The sequence below is a fragment of the Enterococcus sp. C46 genome (assembly GCF_040887565.1).
GTDB classification, from domain to species: domain Bacteria; phylum Bacillota; class Bacilli; order Lactobacillales; family Enterococcaceae; genus Enterococcus_B; species Enterococcus_B lactis.
Genome location: NZ_JBFOGA010000002.1, coordinates 134,144 through 159,536 on the forward strand (window position 1 = coordinate 134,144; position 25,393 = coordinate 159,536).

Sequence of the window (25,393 nt, forward strand, 5' to 3'; positions counted from 1 at the left end):
GCTGGATCGCACCAATCAATGCCGTTAGTGCGGCTGATCCAACCGCTTCTTTCTTCTAAACGATGAAAAAAATCTATCGCTTCTTTTTTCTATTCACAGTCACCAGTTTTTTATATGCTATTTCTTTTGTTGGAACCGAAATGATCAAATCAGCGATTCCAGAAATCCATTCATCGATCATCATCGAAGCAGCGAGTGGTGAAGAAAATCAGCAGGAAATGTACCAGACGATTACTTGACCTTGGTCTCAAAAGAGGAGCAGAAAATCAAAGAATCCCTCGAAAAATTTCAGGTAGACCATTTGATAGACAAAAAAATATTTCTCTTAAGCGGAGGAGAACAGCAGCGAATTGCTCTTGCTCGTTTATTTTTGAAAGAACCAAAGATCATCTTTGCAGATGAGCCAACAGCCTCTCTTGATCAAAAGAACAAAGGAATCGTCCTTCAAGCATTACAAGAACTGAATGCAAAAGGAGCTACGGTCCTTGTGGTCACCCATGATCCAACATTGGCAGCAGAATTCGATCATGTGTTGGACATGAATGAATGGAAGAAATCAATCCAATAAACCTTATTTATGTGTTCATTCTGTTGGTTTTGTCTGATAGTTTACCAGTGATTGGACTGTTTTTTTCAATCGTTTTATTGAAAAGTCATCAGCCAAAGATTCACCCACGATGGATAAAATGGTGTGTGTTCATTTCGCTCCTTTTTCAAGTGTTACTAACGGTGTTTCTTCTATTGAGCATTCATGTTTCAGAGGTTCAGCTAGGACCCGCCGTCCAAGAAGTCATTTAAAACATACGAGAATAAGGGATTGTACAAAAAAGGAATGTGACAATAGTCGTGTCACATCCTTTTTTTGTATGAACAGTGTTCAATCAGCTATTCCACGGTATTCGTTCAAGAAACGGCAAAATATGAGAAGCTGTCTTTTTGTTTATTTCTCTAATACTCCGAACTAAACGGCTTTTTCACAACCTCTCGTCAATCACTAGGATTATTAAAGCTTTACTTACCTTTTACCCGAACCATTTCAAATTTAACAAAAAACCAGTATAATAAGGAAGTATCGAAAAAATATCCATAAAAGGAATGTGGAAAATGGACAACCAGCTGACAAAAGAACTAAAAGAAAATTATAACATCGTTTTTCACGATCTAAATTTGCTTGAACAAGCTTTTACCCATTCATCCTATGTGAATGAGCATCGCAATCTGCAATTATCGGATAATGAACGACTTGAATTTTTGGGAGATGCCGTTTTAGAATTGATGGTTTCTCAGTATTTATTCCGTTTATATCCTCATTTGCCAGAAGGAAAATTGACAAAAACACGAGCAGCGATCGTTCGCGAAGACAGCTTATCGAAATTTGCCAAAGAATGTCACTTTGATCAATATGTTCTGTTGGGCAAGGGAGAGGAGAATTCAGGAGGACGTACGCGACCAGCATTGCTTTGCGACCTATTCGAAGCTTTTTTAGGCGCGTTATATCTTGACCAAGGATTCGACACGACCCATGCGTTCATCGAAAAAGTGATTTTTCCTAAAGTCAAAGCAGGTGCTTTTTCACATGAGATGGATCATAAAACAAAATTGCAAGAAGTCTTACAAAAATCAGGTGATGTATCGATCGAATACCGATTGATCAATGAAGAAGGTCCAGCTCATGAACGAGTATTTTGGATCGAAGTTTATGTAGATGATCAATTGATTGGCACTGGACAAGGAAAATCGAAAAAATTAGCAGAACAAGCTGCGGCGGAAAATGCATTAGCAGCACTGTAAAAGTAAGTGAGGGAAAGCTTTGTATTTGAAACGAATTGAAATAGCCGGTTTTAAATCATTTGCAGACAAGACAGTCATTGATTTTGAAAACAGCGTCACAGCAGTGGTTGGACCAAATGGCAGCGGAAAAAGCAATATTACAGAAGCTATCCGCTGGGTATTAGGAGAACAATCTGCTAAAAGTTTGCGAGGCGGAAAAATGCCGGATATCATCTTTGCCGGTTCCGATACCCGAAAGCAGCTGAATATTGCAGAAGTCACAGTGATTTTAGACAATAGTGATCATTATCTGCCATTGGAGTACAATGAGATCAGTGTAACCCGCCGTTATCGACGGACTGGGGAAAGCGAGTTTTTCATCAATAAACAAAGCTGCAGATTAAAAGATATCCAAGAATTGTTCTTAGATTCTGGATTAGGAAAAGAATCATTCTCAATCATTTCTCAAGGAAAAGTAGAAGCAATTTTCAGTAGTAAACCGGAAGACCGTCGTGGGATCTTTGAAGAAGCAGCTGGTGTGTTGAAATACAAGCAGCGGAAAAAGAAAGCAGAACAAAAGCTTTTTGAAACAGAAGACAACCTCAGCCGCGTCCAAGACATCATCCATGAATTGGAAGAACAGTTAACTCCTTTGGCCGCCCAGAGTGAGGCAGCAAAGGAGTTTTTACAGCTAAAAGAAACACTGACTCAAACCGATGTTTCTTTGATGGTTGCTGAAATCAAGACAGCAAAAAAAGATTGGGACAACAAACAAGCACAGCTTGCGAAATTCAATCTAGAATTAGGTGAACTATCTGAGTCGATCCAAGAACAAGAATCCATTTTGGCGAAGCAGCGTAAAGAAAATGCGCAAGCCGACCGTCTGATCGAAAAAAATCAGCAAGTATTATTAGATCTTTCGGAAAAACTGAAGCAGACAGAAGGACAAAAAGATGTTTTGCAGGAGCGGACAAAGCATACACAAAAAAGCTCGCAAGAATATCAAACTTCATTAGCAGAAGCACAAAAAAAGGTTAAACATTTTGAAAAGCTTCAAGAAAGCTTGATGAAAGAAGCAGCAGAAAAAGAAACAGAGATCCAAAAAGCTGAAGCAAATCTCATAAAAACACAGCAAGAATTAGAAAAATACCAAAAATCAACGAAAGAATTATTGGCAGAATTAAGAGATCAATATGTTGATTTAATGCAAGAACAAGCAGCTGTAGGAAACGAACTGAAGTATCTGGAACGTCAATATGTACAAGAAACAGCAAAAAGCAAGCAGACGTTAGCCAAGCAATCGGAAGTAGAAGCATCAGTAGACCGATTGATCTTACAAAAAGAAGAATTGATACAAAAGCAGGCGCAGCTAAAATCATCTTTAACTGAAACAAAAGAGAAGTTAGAAATGATCCAACGAAACGGGAAAAAGTTCCAAGAAGCATTAGCAAAAGAACAGCCTAAAATGTATCAATTGATGAATCAAGTCCAGCAGCTGCGTGCTCGTCAGAAAAGCCTTCAAGAGATCCAAGAAAACTATTTTGGTTTTTACCAAGGCGTTCGATTGGTCTTGCAGCATAAACAGCAGCTTTCCGGTATTGTCGGAGCAGTAGCTGAACTGATCGACGTCCCTGCAGATTTCACGTTAGCCATCGAAACAGCTTTAGGTGGAGCAGCTCAACATGTTATCGTTGAAAATGAAAAAGATGCTCGGCAAGCCATCACGTATTTGAAACAGCAAAGAGGAGGAAGAGCAACATTCCTTCCGCTGACGACAATCAAACCAAGACAGTTACCAGCTCATATATTGACACAAGCGGCAGCTATAGAAGGGTTTATAGGGATTGCCAGTGAACAAGTTGCTTATCCTGATCAAATCCAAACAGTGGTTCAAAACCTGTTAGGAACGATCCTTTTAGCAAAAGACTTAACTAGTGCCAATGCGATCGCACAAACGATCCGCTATCAATACCGAGTGGTTTCCTTAGAAGGTGACGTGATGAATGCCGGAGGATCCATGACAGGTGGAGCGAACAAACGAGGAAACCAAGGCAGTTTGTTTGTACAAAACCAAGAATTGAAACAGTTGACTAGTGAATTCGAAGAAGCAGATAAACAACTTCAAGTGCAAGAAAAGAAAGTTCAGGAGCTGCAACAAGAAACAGCTCGTTTAGCCGAAGAACAAGAAGTTTTGCGTACACGAGGCGAACAATTACGTTTTGAAGAACAAGAAGCGACAAATCAGCTGCAAAACATCATAAACGAACTTGAACGTTTTGAAAAAGAAAAGCAAATCTCAACTTTTGAGACACGTGAGCTACAGCAGTTTATCGAAGATTACGAAAAACAAACGAACGAGTTGAAAGACAAACAAACAAATCTTGAAACGCAACGTCAACAAATCGACGAAGAAATCAAATCTTTAAGTCAAGAAAGTGACCAGATGGAAGCCAGAAGAGCACAAGTGCAAAGTCAAAAAGCACAAGAACAAGCAGATCTTGCTGTCTTGAAAGAGCAGTTTAATCATCTGCAGATCCAGCTCCGCGGTGCCCGAGTCCAAAAAGCAGAGGCAATCGAACGCCAAGAAGCGATAGAAAAACAGTTGGCGACATTGACAGCAGACTTTTCTGATCATGAAGTCACAGAAGAAAGTTTGGAAAAACAAATTAACGAATTATCTGCTCAGCGAGAAACATTAAAAGCCGAGTTGGCAAAAGCCAAAGAGCAGCGAGATAGAAGGCAAAGGGAGATCGATGAGCTTGAAGCAGTCTTGGCAGAGCGTAATCGTGAGCAAAAAGCACGACTGTCGGAACAATCCAAATTAGAAGTCCAAAAAGACCGAGCTGAAATGATTTTAGATAATCATTTGACCTATCTGCAGTCAGAATATCAGCTGACATTTGAGAAAGCTTCCCACGACTATCAAGAAACAACCAATATTGAAGACAGCAGAATAAAGGTTGCCTCCTTAAAAGAACAAATTGAAAAACTGGGGCCAGTAAACTTAAATTCAATCGAACAATACGAACAAGTCAGTGAAAGACATACCTTCTTAGCGACACAGCGAGATGATCTGTTAGCAGCGAAAAACCAGTTGTTTGAAACGATGGATGAGATGGATGATGAAGTGCGGACAAGATTCAAAGAAGTATTTGAAGCTATCCGTCAAGAATTCAAAATTGTCTTTCCCAATATGTTTGGCGGCGGTAAAGCTGAATTAGTACTGACAGAACCAACTGATCTGCTGAAAACAGGTATTGAGATTGAAGTACAACCTCCTGGCAAGAAACTGCAAAGTTTAAGTTTGCTTTCCGGAGGAGAACGAGCACTTACAGCCATTGCGCTGCTCTTTTCTATTATCCGTGTCTGTCCTGTTCCGTTTTGTATCTTAGATGAGGTAGAAGCAGCGTTAGATGAAGCAAATGTAAAACGTTTTGGTCGTTACTTAAGCGACTTCCAAGATGACACACAATTTATCGTAGTCACACACCGCAAAGGAACGATGGTCGCAGCAGATGTACTGTACGGAGTGACGATGCAAGAATCCGGTGTATCAAAAATCGTTTCTGTACGGATGGAAGATATCAATGAAGAGGCGAAAATCAACGAAACGAAAGTGTAGGAACGAAAATGATCAAATTAGTAGCAATCGATTTGGATGGTACATTATTAAATGAACAAAAGCTGATTTCAGATGAGAATAAACAAGCATTAGCACAAGCAAAACAGCAAGGGGTCAAGATCGTTCTATGTACAGGACGCCCCTTAGCGGCGATGGCGCATTATCTGCAAGAATTAGGGCTGGTAGATGAGGGTGATTACAGCATCACTTTCAACGGCGGTTTAGTACAAAAAAACGATACTGGTGAAATCATGGAAAAGAAAGTGATGGAAGTATCAGATATCCAACGCTTATACAAATTGGCTCAGCAATTGGATCTGCCACTAGATGTTTTGTCTGACAATGTGGTTTTACAGCTGCCTAGTGCCCCAAGAAAGCAATCCTTGTACAATGTGTTGAATAAGCTGCTGCAATTCCAACCAGCGGATATAAGCGATATTACAGATGAATTTGTGCTTAATAAGGCAGTAATCGCTTATGACCAAGAAGAATTAGATCCTAAAATCAAAGAAATACCAGTAGAATTCCATGAAATGTATGAGATCATCAAAACGAGAAGTATGCTTTTGGAATTTATGCCAAAAGGTGTCACAAAAGCTTATGGTATTTCTTTATTGGCAAAAGATCTTGGTTTGAAACAAGAAGAAATCATGGCAATCGGTGATGAAGAAAATGATTTACCGATGATCCAATACGCTGGTCTAGGCGTAGCGATGGAGAATGCTGTGCCTTTCGTCAAAGAAGCAGCAGATTTTGTGACAGTCAGCAATGAAGAAAATGGCGTAGCCAAAGTGATCCAAAAATTTGTATTAGATTAGGGGGGAGTCAAATGGGATTTTTTGATAAAATCAAGCGTGCTTTTACTGGCGAAGAGAAAACGGAAGAAGTTGAAGTACAGGAGAAGTATGACAAGGGTTTAGAAAAGACGCGTAAAACATTTGGTGAACGGATGAATGAGCTGTTTGCCAATTTTCGAACAGTCGATGAAGACTTTTTTGAAGAATTAGAAGAAACACTTATCGGGGCAGATGTAGGTTTTGAAACAGCGATACGAATCACCGAAGCGTTACGTCAAGAAGTGAAACTCAGAAATGCGAAAAAATCGGCAGAAGTTCAAAATGCGATCATCGAGAAACTTGTGGATCTCTATGAAGCGGAAGGAATCAATGAAGTAAATGAACTAAATATCCAAGAAGACGGACTAACAGTTATTTTGTTTGTCGGCGTCAATGGTGTAGGGAAAACAACAAGTATTGGTAAACTTGCTCATCAGTTCAAAAACGAAGGTAAAAAAGTATTGATGGCAGCAGCAGATACCTTCCGTGCTGGAGCAATCGACCAATTAGTTGTCTGGGGCGAACGCGCTGGTGTTGAAGTTGTTCGTGGCAATGCAGGCGGCGATCCAGCAGCTGTCGTATTCGATGCTTTGGAAAGAGCAAAGACAGAGCAGGCAGATGTTTTATTAGTTGATACTGCAGGCCGACTGCAAAATAAAGTGAACTTGATGAACGAATTAGAAAAAATAAAACGAGTAATCCAGCGGGAATTACCAGAAGCACCCCAAGAAACACTACTTGTATTAGATGCAACAACTGGTCAAAACGCGATGGTTCAAGCAAAACAATTCAAAGAAACAACAGATGTGACCGGTCTTGTTTTGACAAAATTAGATGGTACAGCAAAGGGCGGTATCGTACTTGCTATCCGTAATGAACTGCATTTACCAGTGAAATTGGTCGGGTTGGGTGAAGGCATCGATGACTTGGAGCCGTTTGATCCAAACGATTTTGTCGTTGGATTATTCAAAGGATTACTAAAAGAAGAATAACCCATGTCTAAAAAGCAGGAGCTGTAACAAAAGTTGCAGCTCCTTGTTTGAATGATTGTTTTTAACATAGCTGTGTTTTTGATGCCTTCATTTTTATACTTATTTGTAAGCGGTTCTCAAACAATTTCGTTCTTTTTCTTAGACTTTTTGATTATAATTAGATTCATATGAATTGGAGGTCACTTAATGATGAATTTTAAGCAATTATTATTGCATGTCAATGCGCGCCCTTTTATCGACCAAGCTCGATTTGGTATAGAACGGGAAGGACAGCGGGTTGATCTTGCAGGAAATCTAGCAAAAACCGATCATCCAGCAATCTTTGGCGATCGATCCTATCACCCCTATATCCAAACAGATTTTAGCGAAACACAAACAGAAATGATCACCCCTGTTACCGATTCTATTCCCGAATTATTTCAGTATCTGGCTGCTGTTTATGATGTGACTGCTCGTTCTATACCGAAAGAAGAGATGATCTGGCCATTAAGTATGCCACCTGCCTTACCGGAAAAAGACGAAGAAATCATTATTGCAAAATTAAAAAATTTCGAAGATGTTTTGTATCGACGTTACTTAGCAAAAGAATACGGGAAGCGAAAACAAATGGTGAGCGGTATCCATTTCAATTTTGAATTTGGCGATGAGTTGCTAAGAACATTGTTCAGCCATCAGGAAGAATTTCAAGATTTTTCTGAATTCAAAACAGAACTTTATTTGAAAACAGCGAGAAACTTTATGCGCTATCGCTGGATGATCACTTATTTATTCGGTGCTTCACCGATGAGTGAGAAGAACTATTTTATAAATGAATCACATCCGCAAGAACCTGTTCGCAGTATTCGCAACAGTGCGCTGGGGTATACGAATCATCCAAATGTGAAAGTTTCCTATGCTTCTATGAAACAGTATTTAGCAGATATTGAGCGAATGATCGAAGAAGGGAAACTTTCAGAGGAGAAAGAATTTTATACACCGCTTCGTTTCCGAGGTGGAAAGAAAGTCGCAGATTTAGCAACAACAGGCGTTCGTTATATTGAATTGCGGAATATCGATCTGAATCCTTATGCAAGGCTGGGAATCAATCCAGAACAAGTTCGTTTCTTACAATTATTCCTGATGTATATGCTATGGACAGAAGAAAAAGAAGACAGTGACCAATGGGTGGCAGAAGGTACGACTCGAAATAACAAAGTAGCACTAGAACAACCATCAGATCAAACAGAATTTCATCAAGAAGGTAGAGAAATTCTTGAAGGGATGAAGCAAATGCTGGTTGAATTGGATTGGTTGGATTCTCTTTATTTAGTAGAGGAAGCATTGACTCAAATGGATTATCCTGAACAAACGTTAGCAGCGAAACTCTATCAAGAAGCACAGTTATCGAGTCAGCAAGAAGTTGCTGTGGCATTGGGGCATCAATATTATAAAGAAAGTCATGAACGTCCCTATCAGTTGGCCGGTTTTCGCGAAATGGAACTTTCTACTCAGATATTTATGTTCGATGCCATCCAAAAAGGCGTCCAAGTCAAAGTATTAGATGAGTCGGATCAATTTTTGCGTCTGCAATTCCAAGACCATGTAGAATATGTGAAAAATGCAAACATGACAAGTAAGGACAGCTATATCGTTCCACTTATCATGGAAAACAAAACAGTAACGAAAAAAGTTTTAAAAGAAGCTGGGTTCCGAGTACCAGGAGGCGCAGAATTTTCATCCATGGAAGAAGCCGTAAAAGCTTATCCAAGATTTGCCGATCAGGCATTTGTGATCAAACCTAAGTCCACAAATTACGGATTAGGTATCACGATTTTCAAGGAAGGGGCTGATCTGGAGGATTATCAAGCAGGATTGGCGATTGCTTTTCGTGAAGACAGCTCGGTTTTAGTAGAAGAATTTATGCCGGGAACGGAATATCGTTTCTTTGTAATCGGTGGAGAAGTCCAAGCCATCATGTTGCGAGTCCCTGCTAATGTTATTGGTGACGGTATCCGAACAGTGAAAGAACTTGTTGAAGAAAAAAATAGTGACCCTTTGCGTGGAACGAATCATCGTGCACCGTTGGAATTGATCCAATTAGGCGAATTAGAACAATTGATGTTGAAAGAACAAGGGTTAACGATCGAATCAGTTCCCCAAGCCAATCAAATTGTTTATCTAAGGGAGAACTCAAATATCAGTACGGGCGGTGATTCGATCGATATGACTGATGAATTTTCTGAAGCTTACAAAAAAATCGCCGTTTCTGCGGTAGAAGCACTAGGAGCTAAAATCAGTGGTATTGATTTGATCATACCAGATAAAGAAATCGATCCTACAACCGATAAAAAAGCATACGGGATCATCGAAGCAAATTTCAATCCAGCGATGCATATGCATGTTTATCCTTTTGCAGGAAAAGGCAGAAGATTGACGATGAATGTATTGAAATTGTTATATCCTGAAATATTTTAAACGAAAAAGCTTTTGACAGATTGTCCTATTTGATGTCAATCTGTTCAAAAGCTTTTTTGCATGTAAAAATTTATGTGTTTTTTCGTTTTAAAATAAACGATCCCAGAAGCTTTTTTTCTTTTTTGGTTTTTCTTTTTCAGATGGCGAAGAGTTTTCTTCTGGGTATTTTTTTTCGATATCGATCACAGGTTCATTTACTGCTTCTTTTGCTGTTAAGAGCAATCCGAATTCCTCAGGATTTGCAGTGACGTAATCGTTGACTACAGTAAATCGGCTATTGTTTTTCGTTGCTATCTGGATATATTGGTTTTGGACAGAAAGGGGTAGAGCCCCATTCAAGAGTATGGAAGCATCTGGATGTTTTTTGAGTTCTTTTAAAAAGTTTTCTTTGTTTTTCGGTTGGATCATTTCAGCAACAGTCATACTAAGATAGCAACGTTCCCTGAATGTCCCTAAATATTTATGCTGTTCTTCAGGGTTCACTAAAGGTGTACCATAAAGTCCCTTATCCAAATGGCTTTTTACATCATCTTGTGCCATAAAAAATACCCTCCTTCTTCTCTTTGTCTTTCTTACGATTATAGCATATTCCCAATAATACCTAAAACATATGAAAAAGCGGTTGCTTTTGTTCAACGATTCACTTAAAATAAGAATGAAAATCATTCTCAATTAGAAAGGTGGATTGGATGCGCTACGGACGACTAGTAGCATTATTAGTTATTTTAAGTAGTATTTCATTGTTCATTGGAGTATCAAATGTACAATTGTCAGAATTGCTCCAGTTAAATGGGCAAAGTTTACAAATTTTGCTAGCGACTCGTTTGCCGCGAACGATTTGTTTGATCCTTGTGGGAGCGACTAGTAGTATTTGTGGGTTGATTATGCAACATTTGACCCAAAATAAATTTGTTTCACCAACGACTGCGGGCACGATGGATAGTGCGCGTTTAGGTATTTTAGTGGCCATGATTTTCCTACCTGGTGCATCCTTGATCGTCCGATCCTTGACTGCATTTTGCTTTGCTTTTGCAGGAACATTGCTTTTTTTATCCCTTACGCGATTGTTCCCCCAGAAAAATCAATTGATGCTTCCGTTGATTGGGGTCATGTTAGGGAATATCATTGGTTCAGTTGCTACTTTTTTTGCTTATCAATTCCAGTTGGTACAAAATATGACTTCGTGGCTTCAAGGGAATTTTGCGACTGTGATACGAGGAAATTATGAGTTACTGTATGCTGTTGTTCCATTGCTGCTCTTGGTTTGGCTATTTGCTTACCAATTTACGATTATTGGTCTGGGCGAATCGTTTGCAGTAAATTTGGGAATAGATTACCAGAAGATGCAGTTTTTAGGCATTGGCTTGGTTTCATTGGCTAGTGCAGTCATGTTGATCATGGTGGGAAGCATTCCTTTTATCGGAGTGATTATTCCGAATCTTGTCTCTAGAATATATGGAGATCAAGTGCACAAAACCATTGGCGTAACTGCTTTAGCAGGTAGTTTGTTCTTAGTATTTTGCGATCTTGTCGCTCGTGTGTTGATTTTTCCTTATGAAATACCAGTCAGTGTGATCGTTGGAATCATCGGTGGGGCTATCTTCCTTTGTCTTCTGATAAGGGGGCGACGATATGCTTAAAAAAAAGCCGTCTATTTTTATTGGTATGCTTGTTCTTGTTCTATTTGTTACAGGAGTGTACTTGATGATCCATACATATGGAAACTGGCATTTTGCGTGGGTATTGAGGAGCAAGAAAATTTTTGCATTTATCCTTGTCTCGCTAGCTGTCAGCAGTGCTACGATCAGCTTTCAGACAATTACGCATAACCAGTTTTTGACTCCTTCCGTATTGGGACTTGAGTCGTTATACGTCCTTGTCCAAACGGTCCTTTTCTTCTTTATCGGAGGAGTGACGATGCTTCAGCAGACAGGTACAGGTTTTTTCTTATTGAACGTTGGGCTGATGGTCGGGTTGAGTCTGTTGTTATTTTTCTTTCTTTTGAAAAAAATGAAAGCAAATCTTTTTTTGTTACTGATGTCAGGGATGATTTTAGGCACGCTTTTTGGTAGTGTCAGTACCTTTTTACAAGTCATCATGGATCCAAATGAATATGATTTGCTTCAAGGGAGATTATTTGCAAGTTTTGGCAATATCCAAAGCCAGTATCTTTTGCCTGCTTCTTTGATTATTATCGGCTGCTGGTTCCTGTTATTTCGATATCGACATGTGCTAGACGTTTTCCATCTTGGGAATGAACAAGCTGTAAACCTTGGGATAGACACAGATCGATTTGAATTTTTTATTTTATGTTGTGTCAGTCTTTTGACAGGAACAGCAACGGCTCTTGTAGGTCCAGTTACTTTTTTAGGGTTTATTGTCGCAAATGTCAGTTACCGTATATTTTCTACTTATCGTCATGGTCTGCTATTTATCGGAAGCTTTCTAATAGCTATGCTGTTTCTGACAGGCGGACAGCTCGCAGTAGAGCAGATTTTCGGCTGGAATACAACAGTGAGTGTCGTTGTTGAATTTGTCGGAGGAATTTATTTTGTCACAAAATTGATTCGCGAAAGGAAGAGTATCCTATGATCGATTTACAAAAGGTCAATAAACTGTACCATGGAAAATCAGTGGTCAAAGATGTACAGTTAACGATTCCTGAAAAGAAGTTGACTGCTTTTATCGGTCCAAATGGTGCTGGAAAGTCAACAGTGTTGTCGATGATCAGTCGTTTGATACCAAAAGATACAGGTGAAATCTATTTAGACCATAACGAAGTAAAGGCTTGGAGATCCAATGAATTAGCCAAAAAATTGTCGATCCTGCGACAATCGAATGAAATAAATGTCCAAATCACCGTGAAAGAATTAGTAGAATTTGGACGATTTCCTTATACGAAAGGAAAATTGACGACAAAAGATCAGAAAATCGTTCAGGAATCACTGGAACACCTCGGGCTAGAAGAAATAGCAGATCAATCGATTGACACTCTTTCAGGAGGTCAACTCCAACGTGCGTATATTGCAATGGTGCTAGCGCAAGACACGGATTATATTTTACTGGATGAACCTTTGAACAATCTAGATATGAATTTTGCGGTTCAAATCATGCAGATTTTAAAAAATTTAGTACAAAAAATCGGAAAAACGATTGTTATTGTTCTTCATGATATCAACTTTGCTGCAAGTTATGCAGACGAAATTATTGCAATGAAAGATGGGAAGTTATTCACGCAAGGAACGACCCAAGAAATGATAAAAAAAGATGTATTGGATGAATTGTACGAAATGGACATACGGATTTGTGAGATTGAAGGCCGCAGATTCTGTCTTTATTTCTAAAACTAACATTAGGAGAGAAGAGATGAAAAAATTAGTAGTAGGTATCTTGATTCTAGCATCATTTGGTTTAGCAGCATGTGGAAATAGTAACAATACCAGTCAGGCAGACACAAAGAAAAGCAGTACGCAAGCTGAAACGGCATTAACGATAAAAGACAGTAATGGTGATCAAATCGAGGTGCCAAAGAATTCTGAAAAAGTCGTCGTATTCGATAATGGTTCTTTAGATACGATGGATGCTCTTGGTGTTGGAGATAAGGTAGTTGGAGCAGCTACGAGCAGCCTTCCTGAGTATCTTTCCTCCTATAAAAAAGTGGAATCAGCAGGTGGGATCAAAGAACCAGACTTAGAAAAAATCAATCAACTTCAGCCAGATCTGATCATCATTTCTGGTCGGCAAAGAGATTTTCAAAAAGATCTAAGTCAAATCGCTCCGACCATTTTCCTTTCTTTAGATGCGAAAAAGCCATGGGAATCTTTCCAGCAAAATGTCACTACTTTAGGGGAGATCTTTGGCAAGCAAGAAGAAGCCAAAACTCAATTAGAGGAATTATCCAATGCAATCGATCAGACGAAAAAGAAAGCAGAAGCGTCTGACAAAAAAGCACTAGTCACACTTGTGAATGAAGGGCAATTATCAGCCTATGGATCAGGTTCTAGATTTGGTTTCATCCATGATTTATTTGGCTTTGAACAAGCGGATGATCAAATCGAAGCATCCACTCACGGTCAAAGTGTTTCTTATGAATATGTGCTAGAAAAAAATCCGGATATCTTATTTGTGGTAGACCGAACAAAAGCTATCGGTGGAGACGATAGCAAAGATGATATTTCTGCCAATGAACTGGTAGCACAAACGAATGCTGGTAAAAATCAGCAGATCATCTCCCTTGAACCAGATGTCTGGTATTTAAGCGGGGGCGGTTTAGAATCAATGAAACTGATGATTGAAGATGTGGATCAAGCATTTAAGTAGAATCAATAATAATCGAAAAAATTGAACCGACCTCTAAAAGTTAGATTTTCCAGCTAATTTTTAGAGGTCGATTTTTATGTGTTTGGGCAATCTTTTTTCTTTAATACTAAGGTCAGAGCGCTGATTTCATAACCTCTATTCACGCATGTGTCTCAGCAAGCGGTTGATAGTTGATGATCTGCATTTTTCGATAAAAATCGGCGGGAAGCTTACTCCAACGTTTTAATAATTGATAGAAATAACTTTCTTCTGCTTTGATCTTATACTCGCTTAATATCAATCCAAAACTATTCGTTTGTTTTGCAGCTAATTTTTTATAGATATCCAATGCTTTTGTTTTATCTTCATTGACAAAAAGTGTTTTTACTTCAATATAAGAACCCTCGATGTTTTGTGTTTCTTCGATAAAATAGATACTTTTTATATATTCTTTCATAGTGATTCCTCCAAAGAAGTCTTTTTATTTGATAAGTTTACTTTACCGAAGAGTTGTTAATAATCCGTGAACAAAAAGTTATTCTTTTTCCAATAGTTATTAAGGGATGTTTATTTTTTAGAATATATTTTGTTATTTAAGGAATGGATAAGGTTGGACAAATAACAGGTTGCTTTTTGGGGCCTGCTTCGCTATAGTAGAGAAAAAATAACGAAAGAAGCGGATTTAGATGGGAGAAGAAATTAAAACAGACCTTGTACTGGCAGAAAATCAATGGATAGAAACAGAACGACTTATTTTACGACCCGTCACTTTAGCAGATACAGAGGATGTATATGAATATGCAAGTGATGAGGTAACGACACGGTTCCTCTTTCCCGCAAACCAATCATTAGCTGAAACAAGAGCAAATATTGCTACATCCTTTATAAAGGACCCTTTAGGAAAATATGGTATAGAACTAAAAAAATCAGGTAAACTGATCGGAACGACAGATATCCGTGTGAATGACCATAATGGGACTGCCGAAATTGGTTATGCGCTAAATTCTGCCTATTGGGGTAATGGCTATATGCCTGAAGCTACCGCTGCTTTGCTGAAACTAGGTTTCGAACAATTAGATCTTGTAAGGATCTTTGCTACCCATGACGTGAGAAATTCCAATTCGGGACGGGTAATGGAGAAGTTACATATGAAAAAAGAAGGATTGATCTCAGATGCTGAGCGAAGAAATGGTGAAGTGGTTTCTTTAGTGATAAGAGGAATCACAAGGTCCGAATGGTTGGCTCTCCAACAAACAGAAAACAGCTAAAACCAGACAAATTAGTTGCATCTGATGAATAAAGTGATTATTCTATGACGTGAGGTGATACAGATGAAATTAGAAGTGACAAAAGAAGCACAAGAAGTATTGAAAAATAAATTAGAAGCAGATGATCAACTGTTATTAGATATCGAAAACGGCGACGGTCCATTTGCAGAAAGCCAAGTCAGTTGCCAATTAGACACGGCATTTCGATTGATCATTGTCAAAAAAGATACACAAACAGATCTAAGTCTTTATTCTGTAGTGGCTGATACACCAGTTGGACCAATCAAAATCAAAGACAGTGCAATACTTTACATGGATGATCCATCAACACTTGCTTTAGAACCAACTTATAATAGTTTACAATTAAAAGGACCCAGCGGCTTGAGAAAAGGCAACTTGCAAGTTGTTCGAAAAGACTAGAGGGATAAAATGGGAAAATTGGCGATCATCAGCGACTTACATGTGGACATCAATAAATTCGGCGAATCAGAGCTGAGGCAGCTTTGGCAAGTTTTGCAAAAGCACAAGATCACTCGGCTTCATCTAGCCGGAGATACGGCCAATAAAGTAGATCGTTGCCTAGCTGTTGTCGAATTTTTCGTCAATAAAGGATTATCTACGACCTTTCATTTCGGCAATCACGAGTTGGCAGATGTGCCCAATGAACAGATGATGGACCATTTTCCAGACCCACATTTTTTAAATGAACGGTATATTGCTTTAAATGAGCAGACCGTTCTTTTAGGGATGAATGGCTGGTACGACTATCAGTTTTCTGAATTGAAAGATTACGATGCAATCGTACGAATGAAACGTTTGTATTGGTATGATCGGTTTATCCAGCGTGGGAAAACAGATCTCGAGGTCAATGCAGAAATGCTTGCAGCTGCAAAAAATTTGCTAGACCAGTTGGAAGCAAAAAAACTTGAGGTCATTCTATCCACTCATTTCGTTCCTAAACGAGCATTTATCGTGTATCAATCTGCTCCTTATGAGCGTTGGAACAAATTAAATGCGTTTTTAGGATCAGAATCATTCGGAAAATTACTAGACCATTACTCAAATATCAAACAAGTAGTTTTTGGTCATACGCATCGGCGGTTCGAAGATCAGTTGATCCATGGAGCAATTTATAGTTGTCGACCATTCGGTTATTATTATGAATGGCAACTGACTCGTGATTTTGTTTTGAAAGAACAGTTGTTAGACAGCTATGATCCTATGAAATTACGTGTACTCTTGCGTGCCCATCACCCAGCTTTTCATGCCTATCAAACACAACATTTGCAAGAAGAATTTGAACAAGCGATGACGATCATTTCGTATTGAAAGAAACAGTTACACCTGTGTATGATTGATCGATAAACCATTCTAGAAAAACAAAAAAACTTGGTACACGAATGTTGTACCAAGTTTTTTTGTTTTTCTATATCTATGGCATCATGAGAGAAAGCAATAGTGGAAAACTCATTCTATTCAAGATAAATCAAGTCGTACCTTAGAAGATAATATAGGGATCTTCTTTCCAAATATTTCTTGATCTTCCGCAGTAATCATTGAGTCAGTGATTAGGTAGTCAGCGTCTTTTAAAGAATAAAAACTGTAAAAATCTTTTTTATTTATTTTGTGGTGATCAGCAACAATAAATCTCTGTTCAGCAATATTCAACGCACATTTTTGAGTTAATCCTTCGTCTTCATTTGAAGTATAGATAGCAGATGTATCTAATCCATTTACTCCGATAAAGCTTTTCATCACATGGATTCCAGAAATAAAATCATTTGCAATCGTCCCCACAAATGCACCTGTTTTACTCCGATAAGAACCGCCAATCAAAATCAATTCAAATCTTGAATCATGTTTGAATTTGTCGAATACATGTATGGAATTCGTGATAATCTTGGCATGGTTCACGGTTAAAAACTCATAGACCAGTTCGATGGTTGTACCTGCACCCAAAAAAACAGTCTCGTCTTCGAATATATTCTCAGCAATGATCTTTGCAATCTCCAATTTTTCATTGAGATGGATATGTTGTTTTTCTCGATGGCTTAGCTCAGTAAGTATATCGTTCTTATTGTCTTCAATAATTCTTGCACCGCCATGTACACGAATGATCAGTCCTTTATCTTCTAATTCTTGAAAGTCTCTGCGAACAGTCATGTCAGTTATTTTAAGTTCATTGACGATGTCTCTTACTTTTAAGAATTTATATTGGCTCAATAAATCCATCAAATACTTTTGACGTTCTTCTTTTATCATTTTTTTCTTGCCCCTCGTTCAAGTCCTTCTTTTATGTCCGAATTAAACATATTATATTTTGAAAATAAAGTCAATTTTAAACAGTAAATCTGCTATTGACAGGAATGGATTCTTCTTTTATGATATGTTTGGAAGAAACAAAAACAAACAAAAATAAACAAAAAGGAGAAGTCGATGAATAAAGAAGAAGCAGCAATGATTGGATTTGAAGTAGTTGCATTTGCAGGAGAAGCACGATCCAAATTAATGGAAGCGCTTGAAGAAGCGGAAAAGAAAAATTTTGAGCAAGCAGAGCGGCTAGTAGAAGAAGCTCATACCAGTTTGATGCAGGCACATAAATCTCAAACACAAATGTTAGCAGCTGAAGCAAACGGTGAATCAGTCGAAATCGGTTTTATCATGGTCCATGCACAAGATCACTTGATGACGACGATGTTGTTGAAAGATACGATCAGACATTTATTCAATATCTACAAAAAAGCGTAAGGGGGCAGAAGCAGTATGAAACAGCTGATACAAACAATCGAAAAGATGAAACCTCATTTTGAAAAGATTTCGAATAATCCTTACTTGAGAGCGATTAGAGATGGCTTTATCAGCCTTATACCAGTGATTCTTTTTTCAAGTTTCTTTTTGTTAGCTGCTTATGTTCCAAATGCTTTCGGTTTCCATTAGGATACATCAATCGAAACGATTCTAATGAAGGCTTACAACGGATCAATGGGTATTCTAGGTTTGCTTATGGCAGCTACTGTGACAAAAAGTTTGACGGAGACTTTTAATAATAAACTACCTAAAACCAATCAAATCAATCCTACTTCAACGATGATCGCAGCATTTATTGGATTTGTGATTATTGGCGTGGATGCGATTGAAGGCGGTTTCTCTTCTGATTTTATGGGAACAAAAGGATTGTTGACAGCTTTTGTAGTCGGATTTATTGTCCCAAACGTCTATCGTTTCTGTGTCAAAAACAATATCACTGTAAAAATGCCTGAAGAAGTTCCAGGGAATATTTCGCAGACATTCAAAGATCTTATCCCAATCACGTTAGCAACTGTCTTTTTTTGGTTATTCGACTTAGGGTTCAGGCATTTAGCAGGAACAGGATTCTCAGAAAAGATTATTGAATTGTTCCAGCCAATTTTTAGTGCTGCAGATGGATATTTAGGACTGGCATTGATTTTTGGGGCAATGGCTTTTTTCTGGTTTGTCGGTATCCACGGACCTTCTATCGTAGAACCTGCAGTTGCGGCAATCTATATTACAAATGTTGAAGCGAATCTTCAGCTCTATCAAAGTGGTGAACATGCACCACGGATTCTTTCTCAAGGGATCCAATATTTTGTCGCTACTTTAGGTGGTACAGGGGCTACGCTTATCCTAACATTCATGTTTGCTTTTTTGGCAAAGTCGAAGCAAATGAAAACGATTGGTCGTGCTTCTGCTATCCCTGTGTTATTTGGTGTGAATGAACCGATCCTATTTGGTGCACCAGTTGTTTTGAACCCGATTTTCTTTATTCCTTTTGTGACTGCGCCAATCTTAAATGTGTGGATTTTTAAGTTTTTCGTTGATACTTTAGGGATGGATGGATTTATTTATAATTTGCCATGGACAACGCCTGGACCAATTGGTTTGATTTTAGGAACAGGATTTGCTGGATTAGCAGTTTTATTAGTCATACTATTACTGATCGTTGATTTTTTAATATATTTTCCATTTTTCAAAGCATATGACAATGAATTAGTGGCAAAAGAAACCCTTGAGGAAGTAAAGGCTGAACCGATTTTTACAGAAGAACCTCCTATAGCTGAACAAGTGACTACAGGGTTAATGGAAGAAGGTGGTCAAAAAAATGTATTGGTTCTATGTGCAAATGGTGCAACAAGTTCTATGTTGGCTAATGCAATCAAAAAAGGTGCTAAAGCTCGAGCTATCGATATTGAATCTACAGCAATGGCTTATGGGCAACACAAAGATTTAATCAATGAATTTGATTTGATCGTTTTAGCTCCACAAATGGCTTCAATGTTTAAAGAATTGGAAGAAGATGTAAAAAATTACAAAACAAAAGCTGTTTCTACTAGTGGAGCGGAGTATGTGGCTTTAGCGAAAGCGCCGAATCAAGCAGTAGATTTTGTTTTTAAGAATTTAATTTAAGGAGGTAAAGAATGAATAAGTTTCCGGAACATTTTGTTTTTGGTGCTGCGACAGCTGCTTTTCAAGCAGAAGGTGCACTATTAGAAGGAAATCGAGGGAAGAATTATTGGGATGATTATTTAAAAGAGCAAGGTATGTTTGATCCAAGTCTAGCAAGTGATTTTTATCATAAATACCCAGAAGATCTAGAATTATGCCGTACATTCGGTATCAATGGTCTTCGTATTTCTATTGCTTGGTCACGGATATTTCCTTCAGGTGTCGGAAAATTTGATCCATCCGGTGTCCAGTTTTATCACAAATTGATTGATGAATGTATAGCTAATGGAGTGGAACCCTTTGTTACCTTGCATCACTTTGACACCCCTTTATCTTTGTTCGAAAAGGGCGATTGGCTTTCTCAAAAAACGATTATTGCTTATGTTGATTTTGCGGAGTTTTGTTTCAAAGAATATGGGAACAAAGTAAATTATTGGATCACGTTCAATGAGCCTTGGTCTGTAGTAGCTGGTCAATACATTATTGGTCATTTTCCACCGAATATAAAATACGATCTTCCAAAAGCAATCCAAGCTATGCATAACATGATGGTTGCTCATGCAAAAGTAGTTGAAAAGTATAAAAAGGCGGAGTACCTAGGAGAAATCGGTATTGTCCACATCTTGGAATCAAAATATGGTATCACTAATCATCTTGAAGATACACGTTCTGCAAGAAAAGAACATATTTTAGCAAATCAATTTTTATTAGATGCTACTTATAGGGGACATTACGCTGAAGATACTTTGGAGAACATTGAAGAAATTCTTCGCGAAAATAAAGGAGTGTTGAAGACTACACGTGAAGAATTTGAGATGTTAGCTTATGCAGCTGATCAAATTGATTTTATTGGAGTCAATTATTATGCTAGCCATTTCGTAAAAGCTTATATTGGTGAATCTACTATCCATCACAACGGTACGGGAGAAAAAGGAAGTAGTCGTTTTGCATTGAAAGGGGTTGGAGAAAGAGTCAATAACCCTGAAGTTCCAACAACAGACTGGGATTGGCCAATTTATCCGCAAGGGCTAGAGGATATGTTGGTCTTTATCAAGGAACGGTATCCAAACTATAAAAAAATCTATGTAACAGAAAATGGAATGGGCGAAAAAGATGTGTTATGTGACAAGCAAGTGCAAGATGATTCTCGAATCGCTTATATTTTCGTACATTTGAAAACCATTTTAAAAGCTATTGAGCGCGGGGTAAATGTAGAAGGTTACTTTGTATGGTCATTGATGGACGTGTTTTCATGGACAAATGGCTATAAGAAACGCTATGGTTTATTTTATGTCGATTTTAAAAATCAAAATCGATATGCGAAAAAAAGTGCCTATTGGTATAAGAAAATCAGCAACAGCAAATTGCTTGAATAAGGAAGAGAGGTAAGAAGATGCGTATAGTAATCGGTTCGGATAAAGATGGAATGCAACTGAAAGAAGTGATCAAGAAAGATCTAATCGAAAAAGGATTTATGATAGCAGATAAAAGTGAGACACCTTCTGAAGATTTTGTAGCATCTGCTTTAGCCGTCGCGAATGATCTAATGAATAATGAAGGAAGTTTAGGTATTACAGTAGACGGTTACGGAGTAGGAAGCTTCATCTCAGCAACAAAAGTCAAAGGGATGATTGCAGCAGTAGTTTCAGACGAACGTAGCGCTTATATGACTAGAGAGCACAATAATTCTCGCATGATTGCTCTTGGGTCGAAGATCGTAGGAGAAGAGTTAGCGTTATCAATCGTAAAGGAATTTTTACAAGCAACTTACGCAGGTGGTAGACATCAAGTTCGTGTAGATATGTTGAATAAAATGGCATAAAAAAGGAGAAAGTATGAAAATCGCAATTGGTTGTGACCACATCGTCACAGATACTAAAATGGCTCTATCAGATTTTTTGAAAGCAAAAGGACATGAAGTATTAGACATAGGAACCTATGATTTCACACGGACTCATTATCCTATTTATGGAAAAAAAGTAGGAGAAGCAGTAGTGATGGGAAAAGCAGATCTAGGGGTCTGTTTATGTGGGACCGGGGTAGGAATCAATAATGCAGTAAACAAAGTTCCAGGTATTCGGAGCGCATTAGTGCGTGATATGACAACAGCTATCTATGCAAAAGAACAATTGGATGCAAATGTGATCGGGTTTGGCGCTCGGATTACTGGAGAATTTTTGATTTGTGATATTCTTGATGCTTTCATTCAGGCAAAATATCAAGAAACGGATGAGAACCAGCAACTGATTGCTAAAATCAAACAAATCGAAAAAGCTAATGAGTATCAAATTGATCCGAATTTTTTTGATGAATTTATCGAAAAATGGAATCGCGATGAATACCAAGATTGTGAGGCTAATCAATGATTCTAACGATTACGATGAATCCTTCAATCGATGTTTCTTATCCATTAACAGAATTTAGTTTAGATGCAGTCAATCGTGTGAAAAATGTGAAAAAAACAGTCGGTGGGAAAGGATTGAATGTCACACGCATTTTGAAACAATTAGATGCAGAAGTGATGGCGAGTGGATTAATTGGTGGGGTTTTAGGGGAAGAAATCAAAGAGAGGTTAACACAAGATAATATCCTTCATGAATTTTTGTCCATCAAAAGCGAAACACGAAATTGCATCGCTATTTTACATGAAGGTCAGCAGACGGAAATCTTAGAAAGTGGACCAATTGTTTCTACACAAGAGGCTTCTGACTTTCTCAATCATTTAGGAAAATTGGCAGTAAAAGCTGATGTTATTTGTTTTTCTGGTAGTTTGCCTCAAGGACTTCCGATAGATTTTTACCAGCAAATGATACAAGTCTGCAGACCCAAGCCGGTCATGTTAGATTGTTCTGGCGAAGCATTGATGACAGTACTTAAAGGAGAGTCTAAACCGTATTTGATTAAGCCAAACATACAAGAACTAGCGGAGTTATTAGATCAGCCTATCACTACAGATGTGAAGAAACTGAAAGTAGCTTTATCGGATCCGTTATTTGCTGGTATTGACTGGGTTGTAGTCTCGATGGGTAGAAAAGGTGCATTTGCTAAACATTCGAATCGATTCTATCATGTGATGATTCCTTCAATCAAAGCCGTAAACCCTGTAGGTTCTGGTGATGCAATGTTAGCTGGTTTAGCGGTTGCTATTGAAAAAGAAAAATCAGTTGATGTGGTGCTGAAGCAAGGAAATGCTCTGGGAATACTAAATGCACAAGAAGAAACCACGGGTTATATTGAGTTAGTAAATTATCATACATTAATTAAGCAGATGCAAATAAAAGAAGTCTAGGAGGATATCAATTTGAATGAAGAAAAACGACGATTTATCAATCGCTTATGTAGTAGCGAGGGGATAATTGGTGCTTTAGCAATCGACCAACGTGGTGCATTGAAGAAAATGATTGCTCAATTCAAGGGAAGTGAAGCAGAAGACACAGAGATTGTAGAATTTAAGAAAATCGTTGCCTCTGAATTAACGGAATATGCATTATCTATTTTATTAGATCCAGACTACGGGCTACCTGCTGCTGATGTAAAGAACGAAAATTCAGGATTATTGTTAGCTTATGAGAAAACCGGCTATGATACCTCCACTCCTGGACGCCTCCCAGATTTGTTAGCTTCTTGGTCAGTCAAGCGCTTGAAAGAAGCTGGTGCGGATGCATGTAAAACCCTGCTATATTATGATATTGATGAATCTGAAGAAATCAATCATCAAAAGCACGCCTTTATTGAACGAATTGGTTTGGAGTGCCAAGCAGAGAAGTTACCATTCTTTCTAGAATTGCTGTCTTATGATGCAACCATTCCTGATTCAACATCGAAAAAATATGCACGCGAAAAACCCCATAAAGTGATTGAAATGATGAAAGAATTCTCTAAAACACGTTACGGGGTGGATGCACTAAAAGTAGAAGTGCCAGTCAATATGAAATATGTCGAAGGGTATGGGATAGATGAAGCTATTTATACAAAATCAGAAGCAGCAGCTTTTTTCAAAGAACAAGCTGAATCTACTCCTCTGCCTTACGTTTTTTTGAGTGCTGGTGTAACCTCTGGATTGTTCCAAGAAACCTTACATTTTGCAAAACATGCCGGTTCTACTTTCAACGGTGTTCTTTGTGGTCGTGCCACTTGGGCTGATGGAATCAAACATTATGTCCTTGATGGAAAAGAGGCAGCAATTGAATGGATGAATACACAAGGACGAGCAAATATCGAAAGCTTAAATACCGTATTGAAGGAAACCGCGACACCTATTGAATTTTAATAGGTTCTAATATTTTTTCTGTTATTACTACGGGAGTGATGGAATATCATCAACGACAAAGAAAATCCCTGTTAATTATAAGGATAAGTAAGAGCAGTAGATCCATTTATTGTGGATATGCTGCTTTTTTGCTGTGAAGAATAGTTGGCGAATGTTTATTTGATCGATCGATTCATAACATAGGGAGTACTAGATGCAAGCGTTTATTCTTTTTTTATCTGATACTGTCAAAAAATAATATAATATGTATTTTTTATTTACTTATAATAACTATTGATTGCAGTCTTGACAGTCAAGTCATATTTGATGGATGGGGGTGTGAGATGTACAAATGATTTTAAAGACTATGACAGCTACAGTTCTAATTTTAATTGCATCAAGCGGCAATAGAAAAATAAGAATCAAAACGGACTGATAATCATCTAACAACTAATCGACATATATGAGCAGATACGGAACGATATTCTTCTCTCTCATAAGTTCCGTAAAGCAAACATGTGCTATGGATCGATTGTATATTTATTAAAAAAAGAAAGAGGAATGGCAATGATGAAAAAAGAAACTATATTAGTGGCAACGATGTTATTCAGTATGGCAGTAAGTACGACTTTCGTCTCTGCAGCTGAAGTATACCCAAAGGAATATAACACAGACGGAACAATCACATTTGAAGCAGGAGATGAGGGAATAACTCCTCCAGTTGATCCGGAAGATCCTGATCCCAACGTCCCTGTCGATCCAGTAGACCCTCCAAGTCCTGGAACAGGAGGAGCATTATCGATTGACTATGGATCAAAATTCAAATTTGGGACTCAAAAAATTTCTACTGCAGATAAAACGTATTATGCATCTGCTGATGAAATGACTGATGGTTCTAAAAAACCGACATATGTCCAAGTGACAGATAAAAGAGGAACACTATCTGGGTGGAAATTAAGTGTAGCCCAACCAGAACAATTTAAAACTGCCAGTGGGGACGAACTAGTTGGAGCACAGCTGAAGTTTACGAAAGGGCAAGCTGTTTCTTTGGTTGATCCAACATATACACCTGAAACGGTCAATTCTGAATTAACGCTGACACCAGGAGGAAATAATACGTTAGCAATCAATGCTAAATCAGGAACAGGTGTGGGGACTTGGGTCTATCGATTTGGTGCGAATGAAAATGAAAATAAAGATGCGGTACAGCTTTCGGTACCTGGTACATCTGTCAAGTTAGCGCAACAATATTCTACTAAATTAATTTGGACATTAGAAGATACACCCAATAACTAGTTTACTTACAAGAACAGTTGAAAATAAGCATGTAGTCAAACGGTTTTGTGAAGACAATCTAAACAAAGGTTGGTAAAGGCCAAGCTATATTAGTTTGGACAGGAACAGTTCATCTGGGAATTCAACGATCAGGAGGAAAAGAT

At 38.2% G+C, this 25,393-nt stretch carries 23 protein-coding genes and 1 pseudogene; 21 read left to right on the plus strand and 3 right to left on the minus strand.

Going from position 1 to position 25,393, the window contains the following annotated elements; translation table 11 throughout:
* The first annotated feature begins 301 nt into the window (after nt 1-301).
* The 6 genes from AB3I27_RS03860 (at nt 302) to gshAB (ending at nt 9,674) form a co-directional block, all read left to right on the plus strand.
* On the plus strand, nt 302-568 hold the full coding sequence (locus AB3I27_RS03860) for an ATP-binding cassette domain-containing protein (RefSeq protein ID WP_368022907.1): 267 nt from the start codon (nt 302-304) through the stop codon (nt 566-568).
* A 536-nt stretch (nt 569-1,104) separates the two neighbouring features.
* Nucleotides 1,105-1,791 (plus strand): ribonuclease III, encoded by a 687-nt coding sequence (gene rnc, locus AB3I27_RS03865; protein WP_002287896.1) that lies wholly within the window; start codon nt 1,105-1,107, stop codon nt 1,789-1,791.
* A gap of 19 nt (nt 1,792-1,810) precedes the next feature.
* Nucleotides 1,811-5,392: a chromosome segregation protein SMC gene (gene smc / locus AB3I27_RS03870; RefSeq protein ID WP_235042674.1), complete on the plus strand. Its 3,582-nt coding sequence runs from the start codon at nt 1,811-1,813 to the stop codon at nt 5,390-5,392.
* Between the two features lie 8 nt (nt 5,393-5,400).
* Nucleotides 5,401-6,210 carry a Cof-type HAD-IIB family hydrolase gene (locus AB3I27_RS03875; RefSeq protein WP_002313942.1) on the plus strand — a complete coding sequence of 270 codons (810 nt, stop codon included), beginning with the start codon at nt 5,401-5,403 and terminating at the stop codon, nt 6,208-6,210.
* 11 nt (nt 6,211-6,221) lie between these two features.
* Nucleotides 6,222-7,220: a signal recognition particle-docking protein FtsY gene (gene ftsY / locus AB3I27_RS03880; protein WP_002287900.1), complete on the plus strand. Its 999-nt coding sequence runs from the start codon at nt 6,222-6,224 to the stop codon at nt 7,218-7,220.
* A gap of 186 nt (nt 7,221-7,406) precedes the next feature.
* Nucleotides 7,407-9,674, plus strand: a complete 2,268-nt coding sequence (gene gshAB, locus AB3I27_RS03885; RefSeq protein WP_002313943.1) for a bifunctional glutamate--cysteine ligase GshA/glutathione synthetase GshB — start codon at nt 7,407-7,409, stop codon at nt 9,672-9,674.
* A gap of 87 nt (nt 9,675-9,761) precedes the next feature.
* On the opposite strand, the gene AB3I27_RS03890 is transcribed toward gshAB, so the two are convergent.
* Nucleotides 9,762-10,214, minus strand: a complete 453-nt coding sequence (locus AB3I27_RS03890; protein WP_002345490.1) for a YueI family protein — start codon at nt 10,212-10,214, stop codon at nt 9,762-9,764.
* A gap of 149 nt (nt 10,215-10,363) precedes the next feature.
* Between AB3I27_RS03890 and AB3I27_RS03895 the strand changes: the two genes are divergently transcribed.
* From AB3I27_RS03895 to AB3I27_RS03910, 4 genes are read left to right on the plus strand one after another with little or no spacing between them, the layout of a single operon-like run.
* On the plus strand, nt 10,364-11,314 hold the full coding sequence (locus AB3I27_RS03895) for an ABC transporter permease (protein WP_002309823.1): 951 nt from the start codon (nt 10,364-10,366) through the stop codon (nt 11,312-11,314).
* A complete protein-coding gene (locus tag AB3I27_RS03900; protein WP_002309822.1) occupies nt 11,307-12,266 on the plus strand; it encodes an iron chelate uptake ABC transporter family permease subunit in 960 nt (319 codons plus the stop codon). Before AB3I27_RS03895 ends, AB3I27_RS03900 begins: the two co-directional genes overlap by 8 nt.
* Entirely contained in the window at nt 12,263-13,018 is a 756-nt protein-coding gene (locus tag AB3I27_RS03905; protein WP_002309821.1) for an ABC transporter ATP-binding protein, read from the plus strand. Before AB3I27_RS03900 ends, AB3I27_RS03905 begins: the two co-directional genes overlap by 4 nt.
* 22 nt (nt 13,019-13,040) lie before the next feature.
* Entirely contained in the window at nt 13,041-13,994 is a 954-nt protein-coding gene (locus tag AB3I27_RS03910) for a siderophore ABC transporter substrate-binding protein (RefSeq protein ID WP_002309820.1), read from the plus strand.
* Nucleotides 13,995-14,133: 139 nt separating this feature from the next.
* Here the strand turns inward: AB3I27_RS03910 and AB3I27_RS03915 are convergent, their stop codons facing one another.
* On the minus strand, nt 14,134-14,430 hold the full coding sequence (locus AB3I27_RS03915) for a hypothetical protein (protein ID WP_002290488.1): 297 nt from the start codon (nt 14,428-14,430) through the stop codon (nt 14,134-14,136).
* Nucleotides 14,431-14,659: 229 nt separating this feature from the next.
* On the opposite strand from AB3I27_RS03915, the gene AB3I27_RS03920 reads away from it, so the two are divergent.
* From AB3I27_RS03920 to AB3I27_RS03930, 3 genes are all read left to right on the plus strand, one after another.
* Nucleotides 14,660-15,241, plus strand: a complete 582-nt coding sequence (locus tag AB3I27_RS03920; protein WP_002312367.1) for a GNAT family N-acetyltransferase — start codon at nt 14,660-14,662, stop codon at nt 15,239-15,241.
* A 63-nt stretch (nt 15,242-15,304) separates the two neighbouring features.
* A complete protein-coding gene (locus AB3I27_RS03925; protein ID WP_002287910.1) occupies nt 15,305-15,661 on the plus strand; it encodes an iron-sulfur cluster biosynthesis family protein in 357 nt (118 codons plus the stop codon).
* A gap of 9 nt (nt 15,662-15,670) precedes the next feature.
* A complete protein-coding gene (locus AB3I27_RS03930; RefSeq protein ID WP_002313946.1) occupies nt 15,671-16,570 on the plus strand; it encodes a metallophosphoesterase in 900 nt (299 codons plus the stop codon).
* Between the two features lie 147 nt (nt 16,571-16,717).
* On the opposite strand, the gene AB3I27_RS03935 is transcribed toward AB3I27_RS03930, so the two are convergent.
* Nucleotides 16,718-17,503 carry a DeoR/GlpR family DNA-binding transcription regulator gene (locus AB3I27_RS03935; RefSeq protein WP_002329750.1) on the minus strand — a complete coding sequence of 262 codons (786 nt, stop codon included), beginning with the start codon at nt 17,501-17,503 and terminating at the stop codon, nt 16,718-16,720.
* A gap of 174 nt (nt 17,504-17,677) precedes the next feature.
* Between AB3I27_RS03935 and AB3I27_RS03940 the strand changes: the two genes are divergently transcribed.
* The 8 genes and pseudogenes from AB3I27_RS03940 to AB3I27_RS03975 all read left to right on the plus strand — a co-directional run bounded on the left by AB3I27_RS03940 (nt 17,678) and on the right by AB3I27_RS03975 (nt 25,250).
* Nucleotides 17,678-17,989, plus strand: coding sequence for a PTS lactose/cellobiose transporter subunit IIA (locus tag AB3I27_RS03940; RefSeq protein ID WP_002309816.1), 312 nt, complete (start codon nt 17,678-17,680; stop codon nt 17,987-17,989).
* Nucleotides 17,990-18,004: 15 nt separating this feature from the next.
* Nucleotides 18,005-19,666 (plus strand): annotated as a pseudogene (locus AB3I27_RS03945) (PTS transporter subunit EIIC).
* A gap of 11 nt (nt 19,667-19,677) precedes the next feature.
* Nucleotides 19,678-21,081: a 6-phospho-beta-galactosidase gene (gene lacG, locus AB3I27_RS03950; RefSeq protein ID WP_235042675.1), complete on the plus strand. Its 1,404-nt coding sequence runs from the start codon at nt 19,678-19,680 to the stop codon at nt 21,079-21,081.
* 17 nt (nt 21,082-21,098) lie between these two features.
* Nucleotides 21,099-21,527, plus strand: a complete 429-nt coding sequence (lacA, locus tag AB3I27_RS03955; protein WP_002312375.1) for a galactose-6-phosphate isomerase subunit LacA — start codon at nt 21,099-21,101, stop codon at nt 21,525-21,527.
* A 13-nt stretch (nt 21,528-21,540) separates the two neighbouring features.
* Nucleotides 21,541-22,071, plus strand: coding sequence for a galactose-6-phosphate isomerase subunit LacB (gene lacB, locus AB3I27_RS03960; RefSeq protein WP_002329748.1), 531 nt, complete (start codon nt 21,541-21,543; stop codon nt 22,069-22,071).
* Nucleotides 22,068-22,994 carry a tagatose-6-phosphate kinase gene (lacC, locus tag AB3I27_RS03965; RefSeq protein ID WP_235042676.1) on the plus strand — a complete coding sequence of 309 codons (927 nt, stop codon included), beginning with the start codon at nt 22,068-22,070 and terminating at the stop codon, nt 22,992-22,994. The genes lacB and lacC overlap by 4 nt, the downstream gene beginning before the upstream one ends.
* A 12-nt stretch (nt 22,995-23,006) precedes the next feature.
* Nucleotides 23,007-23,975, plus strand: a complete 969-nt coding sequence (gene lacD / locus AB3I27_RS03970) for a tagatose-bisphosphate aldolase (RefSeq protein ID WP_368022908.1) — start codon at nt 23,007-23,009, stop codon at nt 23,973-23,975.
* Nucleotides 23,976-24,524: 549 nt separating this feature from the next.
* Nucleotides 24,525-25,250, plus strand: a complete 726-nt coding sequence (locus AB3I27_RS03975) for a WxL domain-containing protein (RefSeq protein WP_025476944.1) — start codon at nt 24,525-24,527, stop codon at nt 25,248-25,250.
* Nucleotides 25,251-25,393: the final 143 nt, after the last annotated feature.